At 43.0% G+C, this 23,776-nt stretch carries 24 protein-coding genes and 1 tRNA gene; 10 read left to right on the top strand and 15 right to left on the bottom strand.

Features of this window, described 5'->3' with window-relative positions; genetic code table 11:
• Window positions 1-59: 59 nt before the first annotated feature.
• From BUB28_RS05965 to BUB28_RS05930, 8 genes are all read right to left on the bottom strand, one after another.
• Complete coding sequence (locus tag BUB28_RS05965; protein ID WP_072949781.1) at window positions 60-1,448, bottom strand: murein hydrolase activator EnvC family protein; 1,389 nt, start codon at window positions 1,446-1,448, stop codon at window positions 60-62.
• Between the two features lie 83 nt (window positions 1,449-1,531).
• Window positions 1,532-2,443, bottom strand: coding sequence for a permease-like cell division protein FtsX (gene ftsX / locus BUB28_RS05960; protein ID WP_072949779.1), 912 nt, complete (start codon window positions 2,441-2,443; stop codon window positions 1,532-1,534).
• Window positions 2,440-3,465 (bottom strand): cell division ATP-binding protein FtsE, encoded by a 1,026-nt coding sequence (gene ftsE / locus BUB28_RS05955; RefSeq protein ID WP_072949777.1) that lies wholly within the window; start codon window positions 3,463-3,465, stop codon window positions 2,440-2,442. Before ftsE ends, ftsX begins: the two co-directional genes overlap by 4 nt.
• A gap of 69 nt (window positions 3,466-3,534) precedes the next feature.
• Window positions 3,535-4,620, bottom strand: a complete 1,086-nt coding sequence (locus BUB28_RS05950) for a helix-turn-helix domain-containing protein (protein WP_019680782.1) — start codon at window positions 4,618-4,620, stop codon at window positions 3,535-3,537.
• Window positions 4,621-4,871: 251 nt separating this feature from the next.
• Window positions 4,872-6,641, bottom strand: coding sequence for an arginine--tRNA ligase (gene argS, locus BUB28_RS05945; protein ID WP_072949776.1), 1,770 nt, complete (start codon window positions 6,639-6,641; stop codon window positions 4,872-4,874).
• Window positions 6,642-6,665: 24 nt separating this feature from the next.
• Window positions 6,666-7,088, bottom strand: a complete 423-nt coding sequence (locus BUB28_RS05940) for a YwiB family protein (RefSeq protein WP_072949774.1) — start codon at window positions 7,086-7,088, stop codon at window positions 6,666-6,668.
• A gap of 46 nt (window positions 7,089-7,134) precedes the next feature.
• Window positions 7,135-8,208 carry a D-alanine--D-alanine ligase family protein gene (locus BUB28_RS05935; RefSeq protein WP_072949772.1) on the bottom strand — a complete coding sequence of 358 codons (1,074 nt, stop codon included), beginning with the start codon at window positions 8,206-8,208 and terminating at the stop codon, window positions 7,135-7,137.
• Between the two features lie 459 nt (window positions 8,209-8,667).
• Window positions 8,668-9,687: a glycoside hydrolase family 130 protein gene (locus BUB28_RS05930; protein WP_072949770.1), complete on the bottom strand. Its 1,020-nt coding sequence runs from the start codon at window positions 9,685-9,687 to the stop codon at window positions 8,668-8,670.
• A 210-nt stretch (window positions 9,688-9,897) separates the two neighbouring features.
• On the opposite strand from BUB28_RS05930, the gene BUB28_RS05925 reads away from it, so the two are divergent.
• The 9 genes from BUB28_RS05925 to BUB28_RS05885 all read left to right on the top strand — a co-directional run bounded on the left by BUB28_RS05925 (window position 9,898) and on the right by BUB28_RS05885 (window position 16,147).
• Entirely contained in the window at window positions 9,898-10,635 is a 738-nt protein-coding gene (locus BUB28_RS05925; RefSeq protein ID WP_072949769.1) for an MBL fold metallo-hydrolase, read from the top strand.
• A gap of 21 nt (window positions 10,636-10,656) precedes the next feature.
• Window positions 10,657-11,943: a galactokinase gene (locus tag BUB28_RS05920; protein WP_072949767.1), complete on the top strand. Its 1,287-nt coding sequence runs from the start codon at window positions 10,657-10,659 to the stop codon at window positions 11,941-11,943.
• 183 nt (window positions 11,944-12,126) lie between these two features.
• A complete protein-coding gene (locus BUB28_RS05915; protein WP_242939944.1) occupies window positions 12,127-12,450 on the top strand; it encodes a cupin domain-containing protein in 324 nt (107 codons plus the stop codon).
• Complete coding sequence (locus BUB28_RS05910) at window positions 12,443-12,889, top strand: GNAT family N-acetyltransferase (RefSeq protein ID WP_072949763.1); 447 nt, start codon at window positions 12,443-12,445, stop codon at window positions 12,887-12,889. Before BUB28_RS05915 ends, BUB28_RS05910 begins: the two co-directional genes overlap by 8 nt.
• Before the next feature lie 208 nt (window positions 12,890-13,097).
• Window positions 13,098-13,808 carry a dockerin type I repeat-containing protein gene (locus BUB28_RS05905; protein WP_072949756.1) on the top strand — a complete coding sequence of 237 codons (711 nt, stop codon included), beginning with the start codon at window positions 13,098-13,100 and terminating at the stop codon, window positions 13,806-13,808.
• Window positions 13,809-14,120: 312 nt separating this feature from the next.
• The gene (locus BUB28_RS05900; RefSeq protein ID WP_072949754.1) at window positions 14,121-14,918 is read left to right on the top strand and encodes a hypothetical protein; all 798 of its coding nucleotides are present in this window, start codon (window positions 14,121-14,123) and stop codon (window positions 14,916-14,918) included.
• A gap of 106 nt (window positions 14,919-15,024) precedes the next feature.
• A complete protein-coding gene (locus tag BUB28_RS05895) occupies window positions 15,025-15,459 on the top strand; it encodes a GNAT family N-acetyltransferase (RefSeq protein ID WP_072949752.1) in 435 nt (144 codons plus the stop codon).
• 9 nt (window positions 15,460-15,468) lie between these two features.
• Entirely contained in the window at window positions 15,469-15,966 is a 498-nt protein-coding gene (locus BUB28_RS05890) for a GNAT family N-acetyltransferase (RefSeq protein ID WP_072949751.1), read from the top strand.
• Between the two features lie 104 nt (window positions 15,967-16,070).
• Window positions 16,071-16,147: transfer RNA gene (locus BUB28_RS05885), tRNA-Met, on the top strand.
• A 249-nt stretch (window positions 16,148-16,396) separates the two neighbouring features.
• Here BUB28_RS05885 and BUB28_RS05880 read toward each other — a convergent pair.
• From BUB28_RS05880 to BUB28_RS05855, 7 genes are all read right to left on the bottom strand, one after another.
• Window positions 16,397-16,801, bottom strand: coding sequence for a hypothetical protein (locus tag BUB28_RS05880; RefSeq protein ID WP_072949749.1), 405 nt, complete (start codon window positions 16,799-16,801; stop codon window positions 16,397-16,399).
• Window positions 16,794-16,955: a hypothetical protein gene (locus tag BUB28_RS16990; RefSeq protein WP_175547806.1), complete on the bottom strand. Its 162-nt coding sequence runs from the start codon at window positions 16,953-16,955 to the stop codon at window positions 16,794-16,796. The genes BUB28_RS05880 and BUB28_RS16990 overlap by 8 nt, the downstream gene beginning before the upstream one ends.
• A gap of 490 nt (window positions 16,956-17,445) precedes the next feature.
• Window positions 17,446-18,540 (bottom strand): relaxase/mobilization nuclease domain-containing protein, encoded by a 1,095-nt coding sequence (locus BUB28_RS05875; RefSeq protein ID WP_072949748.1) that lies wholly within the window; start codon window positions 18,538-18,540, stop codon window positions 17,446-17,448.
• Window positions 18,537-19,073: a hypothetical protein gene (locus BUB28_RS05870; protein ID WP_072949746.1), complete on the bottom strand. Its 537-nt coding sequence runs from the start codon at window positions 19,071-19,073 to the stop codon at window positions 18,537-18,539. The genes BUB28_RS05875 and BUB28_RS05870 overlap by 4 nt, the downstream gene beginning before the upstream one ends.
• 145 nt (window positions 19,074-19,218) lie before the next feature.
• Window positions 19,219-20,589 carry a DNA primase family protein gene (locus BUB28_RS05865; protein WP_072949744.1) on the bottom strand — a complete coding sequence of 457 codons (1,371 nt, stop codon included), beginning with the start codon at window positions 20,587-20,589 and terminating at the stop codon, window positions 19,219-19,221.
• Window positions 20,590-20,629: 40 nt separating this feature from the next.
• A complete protein-coding gene (locus tag BUB28_RS05860) occupies window positions 20,630-21,832 on the bottom strand; it encodes a tyrosine-type recombinase/integrase (protein ID WP_072949743.1) in 1,203 nt (400 codons plus the stop codon).
• A complete protein-coding gene (locus tag BUB28_RS05855; protein WP_072949741.1) occupies window positions 21,825-22,040 on the bottom strand; it encodes a helix-turn-helix domain-containing protein in 216 nt (71 codons plus the stop codon). The genes BUB28_RS05860 and BUB28_RS05855 overlap by 8 nt, the downstream gene beginning before the upstream one ends.
• Window positions 22,041-22,186: 146 nt before the next feature.
• Here BUB28_RS05855 and BUB28_RS05850 point away from each other — a divergent pair, with 146 nt between their 5' ends.
• Window positions 22,187-23,650, top strand: coding sequence for a hypothetical protein (locus BUB28_RS05850; protein WP_072949740.1), 1,464 nt, complete (start codon window positions 22,187-22,189; stop codon window positions 23,648-23,650).
• Window positions 23,651-23,776 lie beyond the last annotated feature (126 nt).

Here is a 23,776-nt window from a genome sequence, read left to right as displayed (position 1 = left end):
CGCTTTCTGACAAAAATTCGGGCAGTTGACTCAACTGCCCTTATTTCTGATATTAACTTTTACGGACTAACATAGCCCATAGGATCCTGAGCAACACCGTTCACACGTACCTCAAAGTGGAGATGTGCGCCTGTTGACCAGCCTGTAGAGCCGATATATCCGATGACCTGTCCCTGCGATACGCTCTGACCTACAGATACGCAAGCTGAAGCAAGGTGTCCGTAGAGAGTAGAGTAAGTGCCGTCGTGAGAGATAACAACGTAGTTACCGTAGCCGTCGCCGCAGCAGTTACCGTTCTTTGCGTAGTCGTGAGTACAGCTGTTGTTTACGTATATTACAGTACCAGCCTTTGCTGCACAAGCAGCACCGCCGTGGATACCTGCGTCACCGATATCTATACCTCTATGAGTGGTGCCCCATCTGTAGCCGTAGCCGCTGGAGATATAGCAGAAGCCCGGTGCAGGCCATGAGAAGCCTGATGCTGAAGGAGCTGGGATATAAGCGGGTTCGCTGTATGTAGGAGTATATGTCTGACCCTGCTGTGCAGCCTGCTGAGCTGCGGCAGCCTGTGCCTGACGAGCAGCCTCCTGTTCAGCAGCAACTCTTGCCTCGTAAGCTCTCTGAGCTTCCTCAGCCTGTCTCTGTATCTCAGCCTGTATCTGAGCGTCGAATTCCTCGTTCATAGCAGCAAGAGAAGCCTTGTCGCTTTCAAGAGTCTGCTGTTCGAGGTTCATGCTGTCGATAGCAGCCTGACACTGTCTTGTCTTTTCATAGTAGACTTCCATTTCAGCGTCTTTTTCTTCCTTGCGCTTTTTCTGCTCATCGAGTCTCATTTCGAGAGTGAGCTTTTCGGACTCAAGGTCTTTCTTGGACTGCTCCATGGCGTCTATCTCACCGAGGATATCATTGATAAGCTCCTCATCGTATGAAGCGATGCGGTTTACCATTTCTACTCGTGAGAGCATATCGTAAAAGCTTGAAGTACCTACTACAACTGTAGCGAGGTTGTCGTTGCCTGATACGTACATAGCGCACAGACGCTCCTTGAAAACCTCTACTTTCTTGTCGATAGCGTCCTGCTGATCTACGATAGCCTTATCAAGTGAAGATATATTGTTCTTTGTGGTATCAATATCGGAATTGATGCTTTCGAGCTCCTTATTGAGGATCTCGATATTCTTTCTGATGACCTCTATCTGGTCATTGAGAGTTTGCTGATACTGCTGTTCTTCGTTTTTTCTTCCTTCGAGAGAGTCGATCTGGTTCTGAAGGTCTGCGATCTTTGCTTCGTTTGCTTTTCTTTCCTCCTGAAGCTCAGCGATAGTTTTTGCTGAAGCCTTAGTGCTGCCGCTGCCTGATATCATAGGATAAACAGCGAGCATACCGATGGATAATGCTGAACAGGTTGCGAAAGAAAGAGTTTTTTTGACAATATTTAGCTTTTTCATAATTAAGCTGCGTATCGGACTGAGTATATGCTGCCCGAATGCACACTCCTTTCATAAAAAATTTTCATATTACTTCTTTCAGATCAAACGTCAATATGCTTTCGTGTACTTATAACACTTCCGAGGGCACCGATAAGTGCGCCTGCGACAAGGTAAGCAAGTACGACTATTAGTCTGATTTTGTCGAACGGGATAAGGCTGTTTACACCGAAGGTGTTCATAAGCATACCCTGTTCTGTAACCATATCATAGACTGAACTGTAAACAGCCCAGGTGATGAAATATGCGCCTGCGCCTGCGAAGAAGCCCGTTACCATACCCTCTACAAAGAAAGGCATTCGTATGAAAGCATTCGTTGCGCCAACGTATTTCATTATCTGTATCTCCTCACGGCGTGCGAAAACGCTTGCCTTTGTGGTATTGGAGATAATGATCATAGAGATGATGGAAAGAGCGATGATGATAGCACCTGCGATGAGGGATACCATTTTTCTGAGCTCTCTCAGGAATTCAGCCACCTGCGGAGAAGCAGATGCGCTCTGAACATTTGCTACAGCCGATATCTGAGCGGTAGTATCAGCGATCTTGTCTGTATCCTTTACAGTTACGCTGAAGCCGTCAGGCATAAAGCTTGCATCGGTTCCGATGTAATCATCGAATATTTTCTGAGCATTGGGGAGGTTAGCCTTCTGTCTTGTGAGACCGTCCTCCTTGGATATGAATGTTACTTTATCAATATTAGGCAGAGCCTTGATAGCTTCCTCAGCGGCTGTATTCTGGTCCTCGGTAGTACCTACCTTCATGAATACCGCTACTTCGTTCTGGCTTCCCAGACCATTTATCATGGAATTCAGGTTCACATAGAAGAGACCTGCGATACCAACGAGGAGAAGGGAAATGAGAAGTACGCAGAATGTAGCAAAAGCCATCATTTTGTTTTTCCAGATATTTTCTACGCCCTGATCGGCGAGATATCTTACACCGCTTAGTTTCATTCTGCACCTCCCTTAGTTTTTTCGGTCAGTGCAGCCAGCAGAGCCTCGGGTGAATTGGGATCATCACGCTTTATGCTCTTGCTGAGGTCAACGTCGATATTGTCCGCAAGCTTCTGCATATCGTCCTTTTTCTCCTCGGAATTGCCCTCGGGGATACCGCCGATAGCGGAAATGATATCGTCTGCGGTCATATTCTCGATAGGAAGGTCTATAGCCTCCTCGGTGTTGACCATTTCGGCTTCTTCAGCCTGCTGAACGGGTTCATCGTTTATTCTTTCTGCCTCGCTTACGGCAGCAGCCATAGCGTCGGCAGGCATCTCAGAGCCGATATCGGCGAGGAGCTCGTCATTAGCTCCCGAGATGACTTCATCGAATACGATCTCACCCTCGGTGATATTGATGATACGTCCGCCGAAGTGACGAACGAGATCGTGCTCATGTGTTACCATGAGTATCGTAGTACCCTGATCGTTGATACCCTTGAGGAGCTCAACGATCTCGTATGAAAGCTCGGGGTCGATATTACCTGTAGGCTCGTCGGCGATTATGAGCTGAGGGTCATTGACCAGAGCTCTTGCGATAGCTACACGCTGTTTTTCACCGCCCGAGAGTTCATCGGGGTAAGAATTTGTCTTTGCGTGGAGTCCTACGAGACTTATAACGTATGGGACTCTTTTGCGTATGTATTTGATCGGAGCGTCGATAACTCTGAGAACGAAAGCGATGTTCTCATATACTGTCATTGACGGGATCAGTCGGAAATCCTGGAATACAAAGCCGAGAGTACGGCGGAATTCAGGGATCTTTCTCTTTTTTAGCTTGTTCAGGTTATAGCCGTTAACGGTAACGACACCGCTTGTAGCGTCTATTTCCTTCAAAAGCAGTTTTATCATAGTACTTTTGCCCGCACCTGACGAACCTACAACGAAAGCGAAGTCGCCGTCGTTGATCTTGAGGCTGACGTTGTTGAGAGCGTCAACACCGCTTGAGTAGGTCACGGATACGTTTTTAAGTTCTACCAATGGGTTACACCTACCTTAATCTTTGGGACGGGGGAAACGTCCATAGTTCAAATAACGGATATACCGTTATCAGAACTTGACAGGATTAGCAGACAGGTACTTCTTTACCATGAGGGCGATCTTGAATATGATAGCGTGATCGAACTCACGAAGATCAAGACCTGTAAGCTTCTTGATTTTCTCGAGTCTGTAAACGAGAGTATTTCTGTGAACGAATAATTTTCTTGAAGTTTCTGAAACGTTGAGGTTGTTCTCGAAGAACTTCTGGATAGTGAAGAGAGTTTCGTGATCGAGAGACTCAATGCTGCCTACCTTGAATACTTCGTGGAGGAATGTCTCACACAGAGTAGTAGGAAGGTGATAGATAAGACGAGCGATACCGAGGTTGTCGTAGCTTACGATGACCTTGTCTGTATCGAATACCTTGCCGACTTCAAGAGCCATCTGAGCTTCCTTGAATGAACGAGCAAGATCCTTTACGCCTACAACGGCAGTACCGATACCAACGTTAACTCTTGTATAGAACTCGCTGCTGAGAGTATCAGCGATTGAGCGAGCAAGTTTTTCGAGATCCTTAGAGTCTACAGCACTCTTGAGCTCCTTGACGAGCACAATATCAGTTTCAGTGATATTGAAAACGAAGTCCTTGTTCTTGTCAGGGAAAAGGTTCTGGATAACATCATAAGCAGAAATATCATTAGCAGAGATTATTCTGATAAGGAATACAGCACGGCTTATCTCGGCATTGAAGTGAAGCTCTCTTGCCTTGATAACGATATCGCCGGGGAGTACATTATCGAGGATAACGTTCTTGATGAAGTTGTTTCTGTCATACTTCTCATCGTAGTACTGCTTGATATTTGAAAGAGCGATAGCGAGAATGCTTGCATATTTTGCAGCAGCATCGTCAACGCCTTCTACGAAAACCGCATAGTCGGGCTTTACTCTTGAACCAAAAGGCTTATAGGTGAAGCCGTCGCGGATAAAGATGTCGTGGGAATCGCTGAGGTCGAGTGAAACGAACTCATTTGTAGTACCTACACGAGTCAGATCGCTGCAGGCGATGATTGTAGCGGTCTCATCAACAACACCGATGGTAGCGTCGATAGAGTCGCGCATCTGATGAACTAAACCCTGAAATAATCTGTTGGACATGATTTACATCCTTTCTCTTAATAAGATCTTTATTTTGAGCGGACCTTCAAGGAGAGTCTCGGAGCATATCAGCTCCTCAACATATTACAAATTGTAACACATTTTTGACCCGAATTTGTTAACAAAGTGTTAACATTCGTCTGAAGGCTCACAAACATGACTTACATATATGTTGATTTTTATTTATTTTGCACAAAGTGATTAAATTCTTTGTAACCAAGCTGTAATTTTTAAAGACGAAAATGTAATTTTTACATTTTCTCGGGTCTGTCGATATTGAGTATCTCCAGAGCATTTCTCAGCGTCTGACGAACAGCAACACTGAGGAGGATACGCGCATCTCTCAGCTGTTCACTCTCTGCATTCTTTACGCTGCAAGCGTCGTAGAAGCGGTGGAACAGGGTAGCGAGATCAATTGCATACTTTGTTATTTTTGCAGGATCGTAGGTCTTTGCTGCGAGGTCGATCTCCTTCGGAAGTGAAGCGAGATGACGGATAAGCTCTATCTCTCGTGGGTCTGTAAGGAGGTCAAGGTCTGCGGACTGCGGTACATTTACGCCTTCCTCAGCTAAAGCCCTGAGCATACTGCAAATTCTTGCGTGAGCATACTGTACGTAGTATACAGGATTCTGCGAGGTCTTTTCGATAGCAAGACCGAGATCAAATTCAAACTGTGAATTTGCCTCACGGAGATTGAAGAAGAAACGGGCTGCGTCTATCGGTATCTCGTCGAGGAGAGTTACCAGTGTGATAGCCTTGCCGCTTCTCTTTGAGAGCTTTACTGTCTCGCCGTTGCGGACAAGTCTTACCATCTGCATGAGAACTACATCAAGCTTTGTCTCGTCAACGCCGAGAGCATTGAGTGCGGCTTTTAGTCTTGGTACATAGCCGTGGTGGTCGGCACCGAGAACGTTTATAGCCTTATCGAAGCCTCTTGTTACCAGCTTGTTATAGTGGTAAGCGATATCGGGAACGATATATGTGTAAAGACCGTTGCTTCTCTTTAATACGAAGTCCTTGTCCATACCGTACTCTGTAGCCTTGAACCATATCGCGCCGTCCTGCTCGTAAGCCTTGCCTGCTTCCATGAGCTTGTCTACTACAAGCTTTGTCTCGTTTTTGGCGTGGACTGTGCTCTCTCTGAACCAGTTATCGTAAACGATACGGTACTTTTTAAGGTCGCGCTCCAGACCTGCTATATTAATAGGAAGGGCGTAGTCAACGAGAGCCTTTCTGCGCTCCTCTTCGGATACGCTTTCCATAGCCTTTCCGTGGATATCGTAGAAGTTTTTGGCGTGTTCGATGATATCGGTGCCCAGGTAAACGTCCTCGGGCATCTGGAATTCGCCGCCTTCGCCGCTGCCTTCATAGATAACGGAACAGAGTGCATCGGTATCGTCCTTGTACTGAGCTATAAGCTGCTGACCCTTATCGGAGCAGAGCTGCAAGTATCTGAGTTCAAGGGATTTTCCGAACTTTTCGATCTGGTTGCCTGCGTCATTTACGTAGAATTCGCGTTCAGCATGATAGCCTGCCCACTGGAGAACGCTTGCGAGACAGTCGCCTATAGCACCGCCTCTTGCATTACCGATATGCATAGGACCTGTTGGGTTTGCGGAAACGAATTCCACAAGTACCTTCTTGCCCTTGCCGAGCTCGGTCTTACCGTAGTTTTCGCCTTCTTCAAGAACGTTGCGAACTACGTCCGAGAACCAGCTTCTTCCTAAGAAGAAGTTGAGAAATCCCGGTCCTGCCACCTCTGCCTTCTCGAAGATAGTGCCTTCGAGCTCAAGCTTTTCGCAGATCATCTCAGCGATCTTTCTCGGCGGCATTCTCAGTGCCTTTGCGCATACCATAGCGGTATTTGCAGCAAAATCACCGTGTGACTTATCGGCAGGTATCTCGATGTTGAAGGAAGGAAGCGGAACTGCGGGAACAGCTTCCTCAGCAACGAGCTTTCCGAGAGCGTCCATGATTATCTCACGGAGTCGGAGCGATGCGGAATTTATAAGGTCTGACATTATATCTATCCTTTCTTCTCAGGTTCAGTTCTGAGCCTGCATTGTCATGATTATCTCGTTATCTGAAAGATACGAGGAATTTAAGTCAAGGGTATACTTTAAATAAAGCCTTCCGTTTTCGGCGAGAGTGTTTTCGATAGCGTGTGTGTAAACGCCGATCTGGAGGTTTCCGTAGGGAGTACCGTACTGGCAGAAGTGCTTGCGTCCGATTTCGAGGGAGAGTACTGAATTTGCAGAGCCTTCACGGGTTATGGAGGCGTTTTTGCAATTGTCTACTTTAATAGTAGTGACCGAGCCCTCGAAGCCTGTTGCGGAGGTATCTTCGTAGGAGATGATATCCCAGCCGTTTTCTCTTTTGAAATTGGCTTTTGTGAGAAGCTCTGTCTCGTTCTTTTCGTCTTCCTGCCACTGGATACTCGTAAGGGAAATCAATACGTTATTTTTCAAAACAATCTCCTTATAGCATCATGATTTTGATGACATCTATTTGACATCAGTATGTTCTGTCAGCGTTATCGACTGCCTGTTCGATGAGGACGTCGATAAGCTCATCATGTGAAAATCCAAGTTCTTCCATAAGCTTGGGGAAAACACTGTTTTTTCTGAGTCCGGGCATAGTTCCTATTTTATTGAGGAGAATCTCGCCGTCCTCGGTGAGGAAGAGGTCGACTCTTGCCATTCCCTTGCAGCCCAGTGCCTTGAATGCTTTTATAGCGGTGCTTTGTATCTGCTTTTCGATATCCTTCGGGATATCAGCAGGAACGATAAGGTCATCACCTGTGCTTACGTTGAAGTTTGTAGGATCATAAGGTCTGTTCGGATCCTTTATCTCGCCAACAGCCGAACAGACAGGTGAATCATAGCCGTATACTGCTGCTTCGAGCTTGCGTGCCTTTACGTACTTTTCTACGACAACCTTGTTATCGCTGGAAAAAGCAAGCTTCACTGCGCTTATGAGCTGCTGAGCGTTTTCTGCAAAGCTGGTGCCTGCGTTGCTGCCGCTGTTTGCTGGCTTGACCACCATTGGAAATCCAAGTTTTTCAGCTATTTCGGCACATCTTTCGTCCAGCTGATTTATCTCACGCTGGGTTATGAGCTGCCACTTTGCGGTTTTTATATCGTAATCGTCCATTACCATGTGTGTGTGTGATTTGTCCATACATGAAGCGGAAGCAAGAACGCCGCTTCCGACGTAGGGGATACCCGACAGATCGAGAAGTCCCTGTATAGTGCCGTCGCCGCCGCGTTTTCCCATAAGTATCGGAAATACTACGTCTATCTTTTTGACAGAGGTCTCTCCGTTTTCGATAGTGATTATTCCTCTGTGCAGCGGATCGGGGGATATAAGAGCAGAGGTGCAGTCAGGATCCTGATCCCATGTGCCTGCTGCTATATCAGCAGGATCCCCGGGGAAGTAGAGCCACCTGCCCTTGCGGGTTATTCCGATGCAAATGACCTCGTATTTGTCTCTGGGAATGTTCTGTATAACTTCCGCAGCAGATGCGAGAGAAAGGTCATGTTCGCGTGAGGTGCCGCCAAAAATCACGGCAGCCTTGATCTTTGCCATATGTTTCTCCTTTTAAATAGTAGTCTCTATTTTTTATTGTCATTTTCAAGTATCACTATATTTTATCACATTTCACAAAAAACTGCAAGTATTTTTTGCGAAAATGCGGAATAGGACAGTGAATTTCGCAAGGATAACGCATAGCAGACAATTTTTAACGTGCTAATTTGTGCATAATGACAACAGATTTATACGTTTTTCATCAATTTGACGGAATACCCCTTAGTAAAAATGACGAAGTAAGAAGCTGACAAAGGCACAAAAAAGCCCTGCAAAATTGCAGGGTGTATTTTATATGTGAAAAAGCAACTGAAAATCTTTGGAAAGGGGGGCGGGGAAGAAGCTTTTTTCAGAAAGCTTTTCCCCGATAGTCTGCATAGGTGACCGGAATAATAAGTGCGTTTGCAGTCCCTTTGCATGAAAGTGAGTGATTTAAGATGTAAGCGTTGATAAAGTACCTTATCGGATGCCTGATGCGGCGTCCTCGGGCTGGAGTTTGTCATATTTCAGGATATAATCGTATATTTCCTGAACTGTAGTGAAGGCAACTCCGACGTAGCTGTCTGCACAGCCGTAATATATAGCGATGCGTCCTGTATCAGCATCTGTGAGGGTAGCACAGGGGAAGCAGACATTAGGCACAAAGCCCTGTTCTTCGTACCATTCCTCGGGAGTGAGGATATAATTGGAGCAGCGGTGCAGCACCTTTGAGGGCTCGTTTATATCGAGTATTGCTGCGCCTATGCTGTAAACATAGCCGTTGCAGGTGTTTACTACTCCGTGGTAGAAAATGAGCCAGCCCTTGTCTGTTTCTATTGGGGCAGCTCCTCCGCCTATTTTCAGGCTTTCCCACCAGTTCTCGCAGCGACCCATGACATGACGGTGACGTCCCCAGAACTCCATATCCTTGCTCTCTGTGAGAAAGATATCGCCGAAAGCCGTATGACCGTTGTCACAGGGGCGAGAAAGCATTACGAAATTACCGTTTATTCTGCGAGGGAAAAGTACCGCGTTGCGGTTGTAAGGAAGGAAGGGGTTTTCGAGTCTTGTGAAGGTTTTGAAATCGGTAGTTTTCGCAATGCCTATTGTAGGACCAAATGCGTCCTGACACCACATTATATAATATGTGTCCTCAACTTTTACAAGCCGCGGATCATAAGCGTAAATTGGCATGAAGGGCTCGCCTTTTTCATTTGTGAACGGGATCTTTTCTTCGTCGAATTCCCAATGAATGGCGTCATTGCTCCTTCCGAGGTAGATATGGGGGATACCGTTTTTCTGTTCGCCGCGGAAAACACCTATATATCCGCCGCCGTAAGGCATTACGGCACTGTTGAATATCCTTGCAACATTCGGAAGCGGGTTTCGCCTGATAATGGGATTTTCGCTGTGTCTCCACACTGGAGAGGTGCATTTTTCGGGCTTTTCCTGCCACGGGATCGAGGGCAAGCTGTCTCCGATGATCTTAATATCCGCCATAATGAACTCCTTTAATTAAGAGTGACTTAATCGCCTGATTAAATTATACCATGCTTTTACAAAAATGTCAAGAGGCAAATTAAAAATTAAGCTATTGCTTTTGCAGGTGTACCGTATATAAAATGCATATTTTCTGCTCATTTATTTACATAATCTTATAGACTATGGGCGGCATATGTTGTATAATTAAAGAAAACGGAGGGGAACGCTATGAAATACACTACTGAACATAATATGAAATTCGGCGGCATACATTACTTTTGTGCGGAAATATTGGGCTCTCCCGTGACCTGCTATGTGCTCAGAGGCAGGGAGGGCGACCTGCTTATTGATACAGGTATACCCTTTATGTACAAGGCTCTTGCGGAGTACCTTTCGCATTTTGATATCCGCTATATACTGCTGACTCACGCTCATGTGGACCATGACAGCAATGCGGAAAGACTGCGTAAAAGCTTCAATGCGGAGATACTTCTCGGAGAGCGGGACAGGGAGCTTATCGGACATTACGGCAGACAGCCTGTCCATGCAACGCTCAGGCGTTACAAACTTAGGAATATCCAGCAGAATGTGTGCGGAAGAATGAAGCTTTTCAGCACGAAGCCTTACACTCCCGATATACTGCTCAGCAGCCATAATACAGGCGCTCTTCGTGAGCTTGGTTTTGATGCTGATGTTGTTATGCTGGCAGGGCATACTCTCGGGTCTGTTGGAGTGCTTTCAAATGGCGTGTTGTACTGCGGAGATGCCTTTACTGCAATGTGGGGCAAGCCTGATATTACTCCTCATGCCGCTTCGCTGAAGGCTATGGCTAAGTCACTGGAAAAGATACTTGATATATCTCCTCAGTGGCTTGCCTGCGGTCACGGGCTGCCTGTGAAAATGAGAGATGCAAGACCTGTAATAAAGAAATACCTGTTTTCAAAACGGGAGAGTTTACTTAAATGATAGCTTAAAGGAGATGATGTTATGAAAATATACGATCTTATCAGCGGACTGTCAGGAGGAAGCTTCGATGAACAGCTTAAAATGCTCTATGGTTCCTCCGAAAAGGCTGTTCTCAGGAACAGAGCACGTTATCTGAGTGCGGCGGAAAATTTTTCGAGGCTTTATCCCGAATGTGAGGATATCCGCGTTTTTTCGGCTTCGGGAAGGACTGAGGTGGGCGGAAATCACACCGATCATCAGCACGGCTGCGTACTTGCGGCGGCGGTAAGTCTCGATATTATAGGCATAGTCAGATTTCACGAGGACGGCGTAATAAGGATAAAGTCCGAGGGCTATGCAGCAGATGAGATAGCGCTTTCGTCCTATGAGGTCAATGATGCGGAAAAGGGGACTTCGGCTGCGCTTGTACGCGGTATTGCAGCGAAATTTGCGGAAATGGGTGTGAAAATAAGCGGCTTTGATGCCTATTTTACATCGGAGGTTCTCAGTGGAAGCGGTCTTTCGTCCTCGGCGGCGTTTGAAGTTATGATAGGTACAATAATCAATGAGGGCTATAATGAGGGCAGAGCAAGTGCTGTTGAGATAGCTAAAATAGGTAAATTTGCGGAAAATGTCTACTTCGGCAAGGCGAGCGGACTTATGGATCAGATGGTCTGCGCAGTTGGCGGCTTTGTGGCAATTGATTTTGCAGACCCCGAGGAGCCTTTTATCACCTCTGTGGATTTTGATTTTGAAAAAGCAGGCTATTCGGTCTGCATTACCGATACAAAGGGCAGCCACGCTGACCTTACAGCGGATTACAGCGCTATATCCGAGGAAATGAAACACGTTGCACAGGCTTTGGGGTGTGAGTATCTCCGAGATGCAGATGAGGAGGAGTTTTATGATAAGCTGCCCGAACTGCGCAAAAAATGTACGGACAGGGAACTGCTGAGAGCTGCTCATTTCTTTGCTGAAAATACAAGGGCTGTGGACGAGGCGAAAGCTCTTATTGACCGTGACACAGAGTGGTTCTTCGAGCTGGTGGATCAGTCGGGGACTTCCTCGGCAGAGCTTTTGCAGAACCTGTATTCGTGTCAGGATCCTCAGGCACAGCAGATACCGCTTACGATAATGCTCAGTAAGCGTTTCCTCAACGGTTCGGGAGCAGTAAGGGTTCACGGCGGAGGTTTTGCAGGTACAATACAGGCATTTGTGCCGAATTATCTTGCCGATGACTATGCAAAGGAAATGGAGAGATTTTTCGGCGCAGGAAGCTGTTATGTGCTGTCGGTCCGCCCTGTCGGCGGCTGCGAATTGAGCCTTTAGACTTTTTTAGCGGCAGCTTAGGCATTGCGGGACAATGAGGGTTGAGTCTCCTGCGTATGGTCGGCACTGCTATGATGATCGTGAATTTGCTTTTATCATATTAATGGGACGCTAAGTGTAGTGTCCCATGCGTTTTTATTACTCGGAAGAAAGGAGCTTGATACTATGGATTTCCCTGGATTTATGAAAAGAATTGAAAACAAAATACCTGCTGCACAGCAGAATACTCCCGATATCGAGGGCTATTACTATACCGCTCCCGACGGCAGTCAGATGGCGTTCTGGACCTGCAAAGCAGACAGAGTCTCAAAGGAACACGTTCACGATTATGATGAATATATGATCTGTGTGGAGGGGGAGTACACCGTTACTATAAACGGTAAGGCTACTGTCCTTCATGCGGGCGATGAGCTTTTTATACCCAAAGGGTCTGTGCAGGGCGGAAGCTGTAAGGCGGGTACAAGAACTATCCATGCTTTCGGCGGAGAAAGGATAAAAAATGATTGAACTGAAGGAATTTTCGGAGGATATGCAGCAGGACGTAATTGATTTTTTTACTGCTGTTTTTCCTGAGGCTGAAAAGGTTTTTGAGCCTGAGGGGAGACATCGTTCGTTTGCGGACGTTAAAAATAATTTTATCGGGTTCTGGTGCCTTTTTGATGACAATAAGCTTATAGGTACTTCTGCTGTGAAAAAGCTCAGTGATGATGAGTGCGAGCTTAAAGGTCTTTATCTTTACGAAAAATATCACGGTAAGAGACTGGGGTATCACCTTGCAAAAATTGCGGTGGATTTTGCAAAAAACAGTGGATTCCGCGAAATTAAGCTGGATACCATGTCAACTTATGATAAAGCGGTTAGGCTTTACGAACGTCTTGGATTTGTGTATATTGACCGATATAACGCCAATGAGAGGGCTGATATCTTTATGAAATTGGTGTTTTGAACACTTTTGGTTGTAGAAATGTTCATCTTTTGTGCATAAAAACGTATACAAAAATGCTAAAGGGATATTTTTTTGGAAGTGTTTACAAAATGCTGTTAACCCAGCGCAACAAATGAGCAGCAGCAACAAATGAGCAGTATAATAATTACATGAAGACACACGGTCTTCAGATAATTACTATATTTTATTCAGAAAGGACTTACTAAAAATGAAAAAGTCACTTAAGAAAATCACAGCAGCAATTTCAGCAGCAGTTATGTGTGCACTCCCAATGGCAGGTTCACTTACTGCAAACGCAGCATCAAAGACAAAGACATTCAGAACTTACATCACAATCAAGGCTGGCAACAAGGACCTCTACGAGTTTGAGTACGACAGAGTTTTCAAGGCCGCTTACAAGAACAACATCACATTCAAGGGCTATAAGGCTGTAGTTCCTGAGAGTGAATTTGATCACACTGTTCCACAGACTGGCAGAAGCTGCCTCTTCATCGATTCTGAGCAGCTCAAGCAGTTCAACGGTTTAGCTGCAATCGAGACATATGATACAGCTAATTCATCTGTTACAGCAAGCAACTTCAAGAACACATTCACAAAGACAATCTGGGCATTCAGCGATTACAGACAGGGTCACTTCGATTACTGGGAGGATTTCGACCAGAACGTATTAGAGGACATCGTTCTCGTTGGTGATGCTAACAACACAGGTGCTGTAGACGTAAGCGACGCTGTTCTTATCCGTCAGTATGCAGTAGGCAACTACTCAGGTATCAGCAACATCCACAGATTCTTAAAGGCTGCTGACGTAGACGGAAACGGCTATGTAAACGACTACGATGCTAACCTCGTTCTCAAGTACAACGTTAGCCTTATCAACAGCTTCAGCGAGAAGCAGGTTGGCTTCTCAATGGGCCGCTAATCTGACCTGACTATATAAAGCTTAAAAATATTATTGCTCATACGGTGCAGACCTCTTTCGGGAGGTCTGCTTTTTATTTTACTATTTTTTAGCTCGGTACAACAACTGAGAAGTGCAAAATTGTGCAGGTATATATTTTTTATATAGTAAATATATAAAAGCAAAATAGCTCTAATTTTAGCGAAAAAACACAAACTTTTGTTGCCTTTGCGCAACAAATCAGCAGTTGATATCGGTGCGTGATATAATATATGTATGAGGACGAAATCCTCATAATATTACTATTTTTTATTCAGAAAGGACGTACCCAAAATGAAAAAAACACTTAAAAAAATGGCAGTAACTATCTCAGCAGCAGTTATGTGCGCACTCCCAATGGCAAATGCATTTTCTGCAAGCGCAGCACAGGACTACAGAACTTTTAGAGTAGGTTTTTTTGTAAAGTGGGATCACTCTAATGTTAAGACAACAAGCATCACAAGAACTACAAAGAAGGGTCTTACACACGTTACAAGAACAAAGATGAGCCTTACAGGCGATTTTGACGGCAAGCCAAACGGCTCAGGCGGACAGACATACAATACAGAAAATGTAAACTGGAAGAAGAATACAACATCTTACCAGACAAGAGAGCTCCTCTACAATGAAACATATAAGACAACATATGGTGATATTTTTGAGAGTTACCTTGTAAGTGATACAGCTCTCAAGCTTTGGGCTAAGGACGCTAATGGTAATTCAGCAAATGAAAGAATCACATATGAGGCAGTTGTAGTTGGTGATGCTACAGGCGGCTATAACACAACACAGTTCAAGAACTTTAATTATGACGGTATCACAAACGCTGATTACAACAAGGTAAATTCTCTTATCACAGCTCATAACATTGATATTCGTTCATATGCTCAGACTGTTGATTTCGATAACCCTGCTTCAACATCTATCAGAACTCTCAGAGCTATGATGGCTGCTGACGTTAATAACGACGGTTGGGTAACAGATGAAGATGCAAGAGCTATCAAGGCTTGCGCTCAGGGTAAGATCTCAGATCTTTCTGTTTACACAGGTTTATCAGCTTATCAGATGGATCAGAAAGTTAAGAAGCTTTGATCAAAAAGCTGCTATCACATACGATGCAGACCTCTTTCGGGAGGTCTGCTTTTTTATTGACTTTCTCACTGCTTATGGTATAATTATTTAAAAGGAGGCGTTTGCTGTGATAAGAGAAATTACCGAAAATGATTTTGACGGACTTATGAAGCTGTATATGGAGCTCCACGATAATCCGTTCCCCGAAAAAGATGAAAAGGTCATGGCTGTCTGGAAACGTATTCTTGATGACAAAGACCATCATATCATAGTTGCAGATGTGGACGGCGTTATTGCTGCGTCCTGTGTCTGCGTCATAATTCCTAATCTTACACGCGGTCAGCGTCCATATGCCTTTATCGAAAATGTTGTGACTTCTGCAAAGTTCAGAAGAAAAGGTCTTGCTTCTGCCTGCCTTGACTATGCACGCGAAATTGCTTTAAGTCATAATTGCTATAAAATGATGCTCCTTACAGGCTCGAAACAGCAGGGGACTCTGAATTTTTATGAGAAGGCAGGCTATAACAGTTCCGATAAGACTGCCTTTATCCAGTGGCTGTGAGGTGATGATATGAGGCTAAGAGAGTTTATTCCAGCCGATGCTGAACATATCGTCAGCTGGATCTCCGATGAGAGAGAGTTCAGATGCTGGTGTGCTGACAGGTATGAGAGTTTCCCGATTTCTGCAAACGATATCGTTGAGCAGTATGCTGAGGGCGTGAAAGGCGGCAGTTTCTTTCCGTTTACTGCAACAGACGAAAATGATTCGCCTGTTGGACACTTCATTCTCAGGTATCCTGATGAGGACAAGAGCATTATGCGGCTTGGGTTCGTTATTCTGAGGAAGTCAGTCCGCGGAAAAGGAATGGGCTGCGAATTGGTGAGCCTTGCTAAAAAATATGCTTCTGAGGTTTTTAAGGCTCAGAAGCTTACATTAGGTGTCTTTGAAAATAATACCGCAGCTCTTAACTGCTATTCTTCTGCCGGTTTTACTCAAATGGGCAGTTCGGGGCAGCTCCCTTTTTTGGGCGAAATATGGACCTGTATCGAAATGGAAACACAGCTTTGAAAAAACAAATTATAGTTAAAATAAAAAAATATTTGATTTGCTGTTGACATTTGCTTGCATTCGTGATATAATAATTAAGTCGCAGATGATACTGCACTCTATATCGCGGTGTGGAGCAGCTAGGTAGCTCGTCGGGCTCATAACCCGAAGGTCGTTGGTTCAAATCCAGCCGCCGCAACCAACGTAATATAGGCACTTTCGAGTATTCGAAAGTGCTTATTTTTTATGCCAAAATGAGTAAAATACATCAACCGTACATCAACGCGGTTTAGTTTTGCTCTATATATCGCCGAGATTCACTGAGAGTTTTTTAGAGTTTTAGAACGATATTGCGGAGTTTGTTAACTGCGGTTAACAAAAAACTATCCTCTATAGAATACAAATACAGATAATTTTAGAACAGCACCCGTGAGGGTGCTTACTTTTTTCTTCATTTATTCTCAAAGGCATCAAGTTCATTACATGGTGCTACAAAATCATCGTATACAGTAATCGTTTGCAAATATCGAAAATCAAGAATGTAACCTGAGGCTCTGTGCCTCAGAAAGTAAGCATCCAAAAGAGGTACAGAAATAAATCCGTCCTTATAATGATACTTTAATGGTTCAAACTTATCTATGTTAGCACGGAAATACTTTACTTTGGCCATACAGAGTTTATTGATCCTGAACAGGAGACCTATAATGTCTGTTCTTTCAAAGAATGCATCCTTTAATATAAGATGTTTATGTGAGTTTTCTCTGTCAGAATACCAGGCATTGTTTTCATGTTGTAAGTGATACTTTTCTATCAGAAGATACTTGTCGTCCTTATTTTTCTCCTTGGATTTATACATCGTATATTATTTCGTAATCCTTTCCGAGCTCTTGACAAATACGCTCATAGCCTTCATGAGCTCGCTTATCAAATTCGGCTTCTTTTTCAGGAGTCCATATTTCAGGATCTGGTGAATCAGGCGGATAATCCCAGTTTAAAGCTTCATCATGCATATTGCCTGTTTCATAAAGGAAAGCTACCAGTTCATAGCAAATATAAGGGACACGCTCAGGAATGTATCATGCAAATGGGAGATCATGAGAACTACATGGAGCTGATAAAGCTTGTCGGACAAGAAAAAGCCGATTCTATTCATAGGCAGTTTTTGACTAGGGCTTATAAGAATTGGCTTAGCGATAGACTCTCAATAGCAGGATTGTAACCGTATTTTTCTTCTGTAACTTTATCAGCAGCCCACAAGCAGTCACCGCTTGCTCCCTATTCGTACCAGTACTTGAATATATACTTTACCATGTTGCTGCCTCCTTGCTTGTGATATTACGCTTATGAAAGATAATGTTCCTTCTATGATCATTATACATTATTCTGACTTATAAATCAATTCATTTTATGCTTGACGGTATAGGAATTGAGGTATATAATGAAAATAAGCAGAAATGATAGAGATAAAAAAAAAGCACCCACGAGGGGTGCTCAAGAAGATTATTTCTCAGTGAATGTTGTATCAAATATGTCGGAGGACATCACATCGTCAAATTCTATGTTTATATTGGTCGAAGTATCAACATACACTGGAAGGTCAATGCCGCGTTTCTGAAGCTCTGCAATAGATGCGATGCCTATTTTTGCGTTAGTCGCTCTGTCATGTTCTGGTATGGGCTCAACGCTGTTTATTATGTCCTTCAGCTTATCTTCATCGCAGTTACTGGGAACAGTAAAATTGACGTTCTTGCTTGCATCTATAACAAGGCATGTATTTTCTAAAACCTCGCTTGGGAGGCTTGAAGTCTTTAACGCAGGGACTTCCTTTTTTTCAATTGTATAATCCATTGTATTTCCCTCCTGGAGAGTACTTTTAGGCTCAGGTATTATTGTTTCTTCATATGTAGCTGAGGTATAATATACTGTGGAAGGGCATGTTGTCATGCCCAGATTGGTGAGGTCATATGCGGAGTAGTACTCATCATCCGAAGTATTTTTTTCATCGAAAAGCTCCTCAAACACTGTGGCGTTATCTGCAATTACCTCGTCAAAAATTTCAAAGATCTCGAAGCCCTCACTAAGCTCGTGAGGAGTTATATCCAGCATATCTTCAACGCTCATTTGTATTTGTTCAAGGTTGTGTTCATGCAGTATATGATTGCAGTGGACCTTGAAACGGTTCAAACCCTTCAATGACTGCTTGAAAATCTTTCCCGTCCTGAAGTTGACTGAATTGAGTAACAGGTGCAGGTGATGTCTCGGAGTATCCTTATGCAGATACCATATGATCTGATAGCCTTTTTTGTAGTAATACTCAGCTATCTCTTTACCTATCTTCATATATTCCTTGTCAGTACAAGTATTACCTACAGGGGAAATCGAAATAGTTATCTGTCTGAACATTGTCGTATTCATCTGCTGATTAGCTGCTTTAATGGCGTAAAATTCGTCAAGATAATTATCCGAAAAGAATCCTAACCCTTCGATATTGCTTTTATCTTTTATTTTCAGAGGATCAGAAAGATATGCGTGCATCTCAATTACGTCTGAGAACACACAGGATTTAACGTATATGTCTTTAACGATGGTGTTCATGCCTCTTCTCCTGTTGATTCTTTGAAAATGGTCAATTCCTTACAGATTGCAACGTGCGCGTTGGCAATATCGCATAGTTTTTCGAAAATCTTCATAAGCATTTCCCTTGAATCAGGATCATCGAGTTTTGTGGTTCTCAGCGTATCAGAAATTTCAATCAAGGATCTGCTGATATAATTAGCCTTATCAAGGATGATAATCTTCTTGTCCGAGAATAATCTTTTGCGGACAAAACTGCTCTTATCTGTGTTTGCTGCCTTGGAAAGAGCTTCGAGAGTTGACTTCTCATCACCATACATTTTCATCGTGAAGATGTCGTATGGCTTTTCTTCCTTACTATCTTTATTTGAGTGATTGCTCTTTTTCTCTGTTTTCACCTTATCGGATAATTCTTTCGAAACATCCTCGTACTTAACAAGAATGTCCTTTGCGGAACAAGTCGAGCTAGGGGGGATTATATTATTATAGTTTGTCCCTGCTGAAGAGTTCGCTTCGCTCTTGGAATTCAATTTTAACATATCAGTGATTTTCATGACTTTACTCCTTTGAGATATATTTTTGGTATTTTCCATTTGTATATACGGCGTCGAATCCTGCTAACACAGTATAGACATATTACTTATTTACTACTAAACCCAATCATCACGGGGCTTATAGCCGATAGCTTTGTAATTCATTTTACTTTACCTCTTTTTCATCATCAGGAGCATTGAGCTCTTCTGTGGATTTTAATCTAATGCCGCTGTATCCCCAAAGGCGCTTCTGGCGTGGGCCAATTTTCTTGTAGAATATGTAAGGGGTGAAGCCAAGGACGTGCTCCTTAAACTTCTCTTTGTCAACGGGTGTCAGAGCATTTTCTCTGCACCACTCCAGGTAGTTATTGTAAAGAACAGCTGCTGAGCATGCACCTGCCTTGTCACAGGTTGTTCTGTCGCTGAGAAAGTCCTCAACTGAATGCAGTTCTGTGATTCTGCTTGTTATGTATGCCTTACCCTTTGCAGACATCTTAAAATCATAATTCGAGTCTACGAGTTCCTTCAATGACATCGCGGCAAGAGAAAAGATGACGTTTCTCTCCTCACGAAGCTTTTCGAACAAGTGAGGATTCTGCTCTTTTTTCGGGACAGAGTTTTCAAATGGAAGGATTATCATTCTTCTATAAATTGCCTCGTCGGGATGTTTAAAACTGAAAGGATAGTTAGATGCATATAAGAGCTTTACGGTTGGTCTGAATACAACGGGGGTCTCATAAAGTTCGCGGCCCATTATCTCCTCACAGGATGTTATGGACTTAAATACATCCTCATGACTCATTGGTTTCGGACTGTTGTCAAAGGATGCGTTTAATCTTTTGCCCAAGAGCATGATCGTGTAGTGTGAATCGGTAAGCTGGCTGAAGCTTACATTAGAAACAAGCTCGGGAGAAAATGCGCTTGCAACCAATCTTGCGGCAGTTGACTTCCCACCGTCGTGGGGTCCTACGTAAAAAAATGCAACTTTGGCAGCAGTAAGAGACGAGATTGCATATCCAGTCGAGGCAAGGAAGCATTCATAGTTCTCTTTGCCTATTGATCTTTCAACAAAGTTCTTAAAATTTGGAGCATCATTGAGTGTGCAGCGTGGCATGAAGTCAGCATCGACAACATAGTTAAATAAATATTTGCTACGATCCGTTATGATTTTTCCTGTGAGGATATCCAAAACACAATTATGAAAATTGAGGAGATTCTGCTGTCTCCAAAAAGCACCGTCAACATCGATTTGGAGATTTATATCATCGCTGATACGTTTAATGACCTCTACGATATGACTATTTTTGACTTTGGTGCGATCTTCCGGCGAAATCATATTACGGATCAAGGTCGGGAGCGATTTACGTGAGATTTTCTGCCAGTGGGTTTTAAGCCATATATATGGCGTAGTGCCACAGAACTTTATAGTTCCCCTGTTGATAAGTTCTTTTGTTAACTGTGAGGATACATCCTTGTCAGATATGATTATCAATGATATTCCTGAGAGGAACATCGTGATTACTAATAACTCAAACATTGTTATATTCCTTTCCTGGGGGCATATAGCCCCCAAATAATTATTTTTTTAAGGTGTTTTTTACAAGTTCAGTCATTGCTGCCTGAGCCTTGGCCCGACCTTCAAGATCGAGCGATACATATACCTTGGCCGTGAATGCAGTGCTCTCGTGACCGAGAATGTCGCTCAGGTATGTGAGCGGTACACCAGCCTTCACTGCCTGACTGGCATAAGTGTGCCTGAGACAGTGGGGGTGGAAGTTGTTGATACCGATGCTTTCAGCAACTGCTTTGAGCTTCTTCCTTACTGTACCGGGATCAATGTAATGACCGAGATCATTGGCTATGAGCCAAGGATTCTCCTCGTACATATCGTAGGACTTCTCAGCCTGCTCCTTTTGCCAGTACATATGAGAAATCACTTTATCAGCGATCTCGGGTAACAGTGGTACCTGTCTCTTTCCTTTAGATGTTTTAGTTTCCTGAATCCGGAGTACAGTTTTCGGCTCATCGTCTTTAGCCGTGAAGTTTGCAACACGGTTAAGGGATTTCGTAATATTGATGTAGTGTATCCCGTCATTACAGCGCACGTCTTCATGTGTAAGAGCACAGGCTTCGCCCAGTCTCAAGCCACAAAACAGCATCAACACAAGCGCTATTTGGAGCGAATCTCCTTGCATTGCGGTAGCGAATTTGCCTATCTCTTCTTCAGTAAGTACTCTTATATCGGGCGTAATGACACGGGGAAGTTCAACGAAATCAGCAGGGTTATGATAGATTAGCTGTCTGCCAACTGCGTGATCCAAAGCCTTATGTACCATATGCATTATATTCCTTATTGTCTTAGCGCTGAGCTGTTGTTCTGCCGTGTCCAAATGACCAGCATTTTGTAGGAATATAACGAATTCTTGCAAGTCATCTGTTGTCAAGTACTTGAGCTTAACGTCCTTGAGCTTGTGACGCTGGATATGACGAACATATCCCTCATAGTTCATGTGTGTGCTCTCGCGGATAGCCATTGAGCCGAACTTTTCAAGCCACTGCTGAATATAATCACCGAAAGTCTGGTCGGAGCACAGCACCGGTTTGCCGGCACTGATTTCCAATTTGATCTTAGAAAGCCATTCGTCCGCTTCTTTACGGGTGCGAAACTGGCGGTAAATCCGCTTCTTAGTTCCGTCAGGCAAAGGAACGAAAAATGTTCCTCTCCACTTGCCGGTTTTGAGCTTACACTTGGAGCCTTCCCCGTTTGCTGCCTTAGCCATTAGCAGCACCGCCCTTATCAGGAGTAGTACCGCCAACAGTGTTCTTATTCAACCACCCAACAAGAGCATCTGCCGGATATAAGATTCTCCGACCAATTTTTATGTGTGGTATCTCATCTTTACGGGTCAGTTTCCTTACCAAGGATATAGAAAGCCCGGTCTGTTCGGAAACCTCCGCAACGTTGAAACAATGCGTGGTTTTATCCATACAATATCAGCTCCTATTCAATTTTCAAGTTTCCGACGTCGGTAGTATTATTGTATCATATCTAAATTTTTCCGGATTTTGCTTCACACAAATAGCCAAAATAAAATGTGTGACTTTTTATGTCTATTTTGTTAAGGAGGAAAAAAATGAAACAAACAATAGATTATACTTTTAAAGAAGTCTCGGATAATAAAGAAGGGAAGACTTTATTTGGTTTTTCGCTTAATACGGTATCAAAATGTATTAATCGTATAGAAAATACGTATTTTGATGGTAAAAAACTATATCATGGACTTACCAATTCAAAAAATAATGCAATTATATTCCGTCATGAGATTAAAGGTCTTTTGTTATTGTTATTAAAACTTGAACTTGAGGATGTTTTTCGTGATGGAAAATCAAAAGATACGGGTATTAGTACAGCGAATGTTGAAATAATAACAGAAACCTATACTTATGCCCTAGATAACTTATCAGGTCATGAGTATCAAGTGTTGATGCATTGTTTCGATATTGAAAACGGAATAGCCTTTGTTGATATTATTAAGGATTTTAAAGATGAACTTAAAAGAGTATTGATATTATTGGCAACAAAGTATCATGACCATCCCGCCAATTACTACACAATGTTTATCAAAAGAATTAGGGATATATCTGTCTCTATGATATATGGTTCGCATGAATTGAGGTTCTTAAATCGAAGAGTTAATCTTAGATCCCTTGATTTGAGACTCCCTGTACTTAAAGCAATAACTCTCATATCAAATGACATGTATTATTATGATGATAATAATATATGCAAGAGAAGGTATACCCTACCAGAAGAATATGAAAAATACGAAGACATATGGGATGGATTTTATGATATTCGTAACATACATCTATACTGCGCACCATTGGGAGACGTAGAGAATCAAGAATATGACCTTGATATACAGACAGAGTTAAATGAAAAAGAACTAAAAGAACAAGGAGAAGAAAAAGATATATACACAATCAGAGATGAGCTTTCCAATATTCTTCAAGAGTTATATGAACAAGAATTTCCAATAAAACAGAAAAACTATGTTTATCAGTTAAGTCAGGATAAAATTGATAAAAAACTTCAAAAGATGAAAACTGAATTGAAGGAATATATTCCTCTATTCTGTAAAATGCAGAATCTTTGTTACGGAAAGCTTTCAAGTGATGAAATGACAGAAGTATTTCAGAATGATAGTTTCTTATTAGAGTTCCAGAATAGAAGATATATGTTATTGCATTCTGAGTTTTGTGGCTGGTCTTTCTCTAAGTATTTATTAAAAATTGAAGGAATTTTCTCTGACATGCTAAAAGAAAACATACCTTTTACAGAACAATTAATAGATGAGATTACCAATGTTAATATGCAACAATACAAAGAAACTGTCGATAATAGGGCTGAATTATTACGCAAGGAATTTCTTCATCTTGATGATATGGATTTCTTGCAAAAAGAATATAGCGGCATAATAGATAATATTTATGATATAGATTCTCACTGTGAAGCATTAGCTAAGAATCTCATAGCGATGATTTTAAAGCAAGAAGCTGATGACGGAAGCACAAAAAGTGTGCGGATGTGTAACTGATTCTTCTAAAGGCAAACTATTAGTCATGGCAACAATAATTATCAAATGAATATGTACAAAGCACTTGTCCAAACAGACAGGTGCTTTTTTTCATCTCATAAACGGCTATATTATTTCGAGTGTCCG

Origin of the sequence: Ruminococcus flavefaciens (assembly GCF_900143025.1) — a bacterium.
Classification (GTDB): Bacteria; Bacillota; Clostridia; order Oscillospirales; family Ruminococcaceae; genus Ruminococcus; species Ruminococcus flavefaciens_I.
The sequence above is the reverse complement of the archived record's forward strand: the minus strand, read 5'-3'. Positions and strand labels throughout refer to the sequence as shown.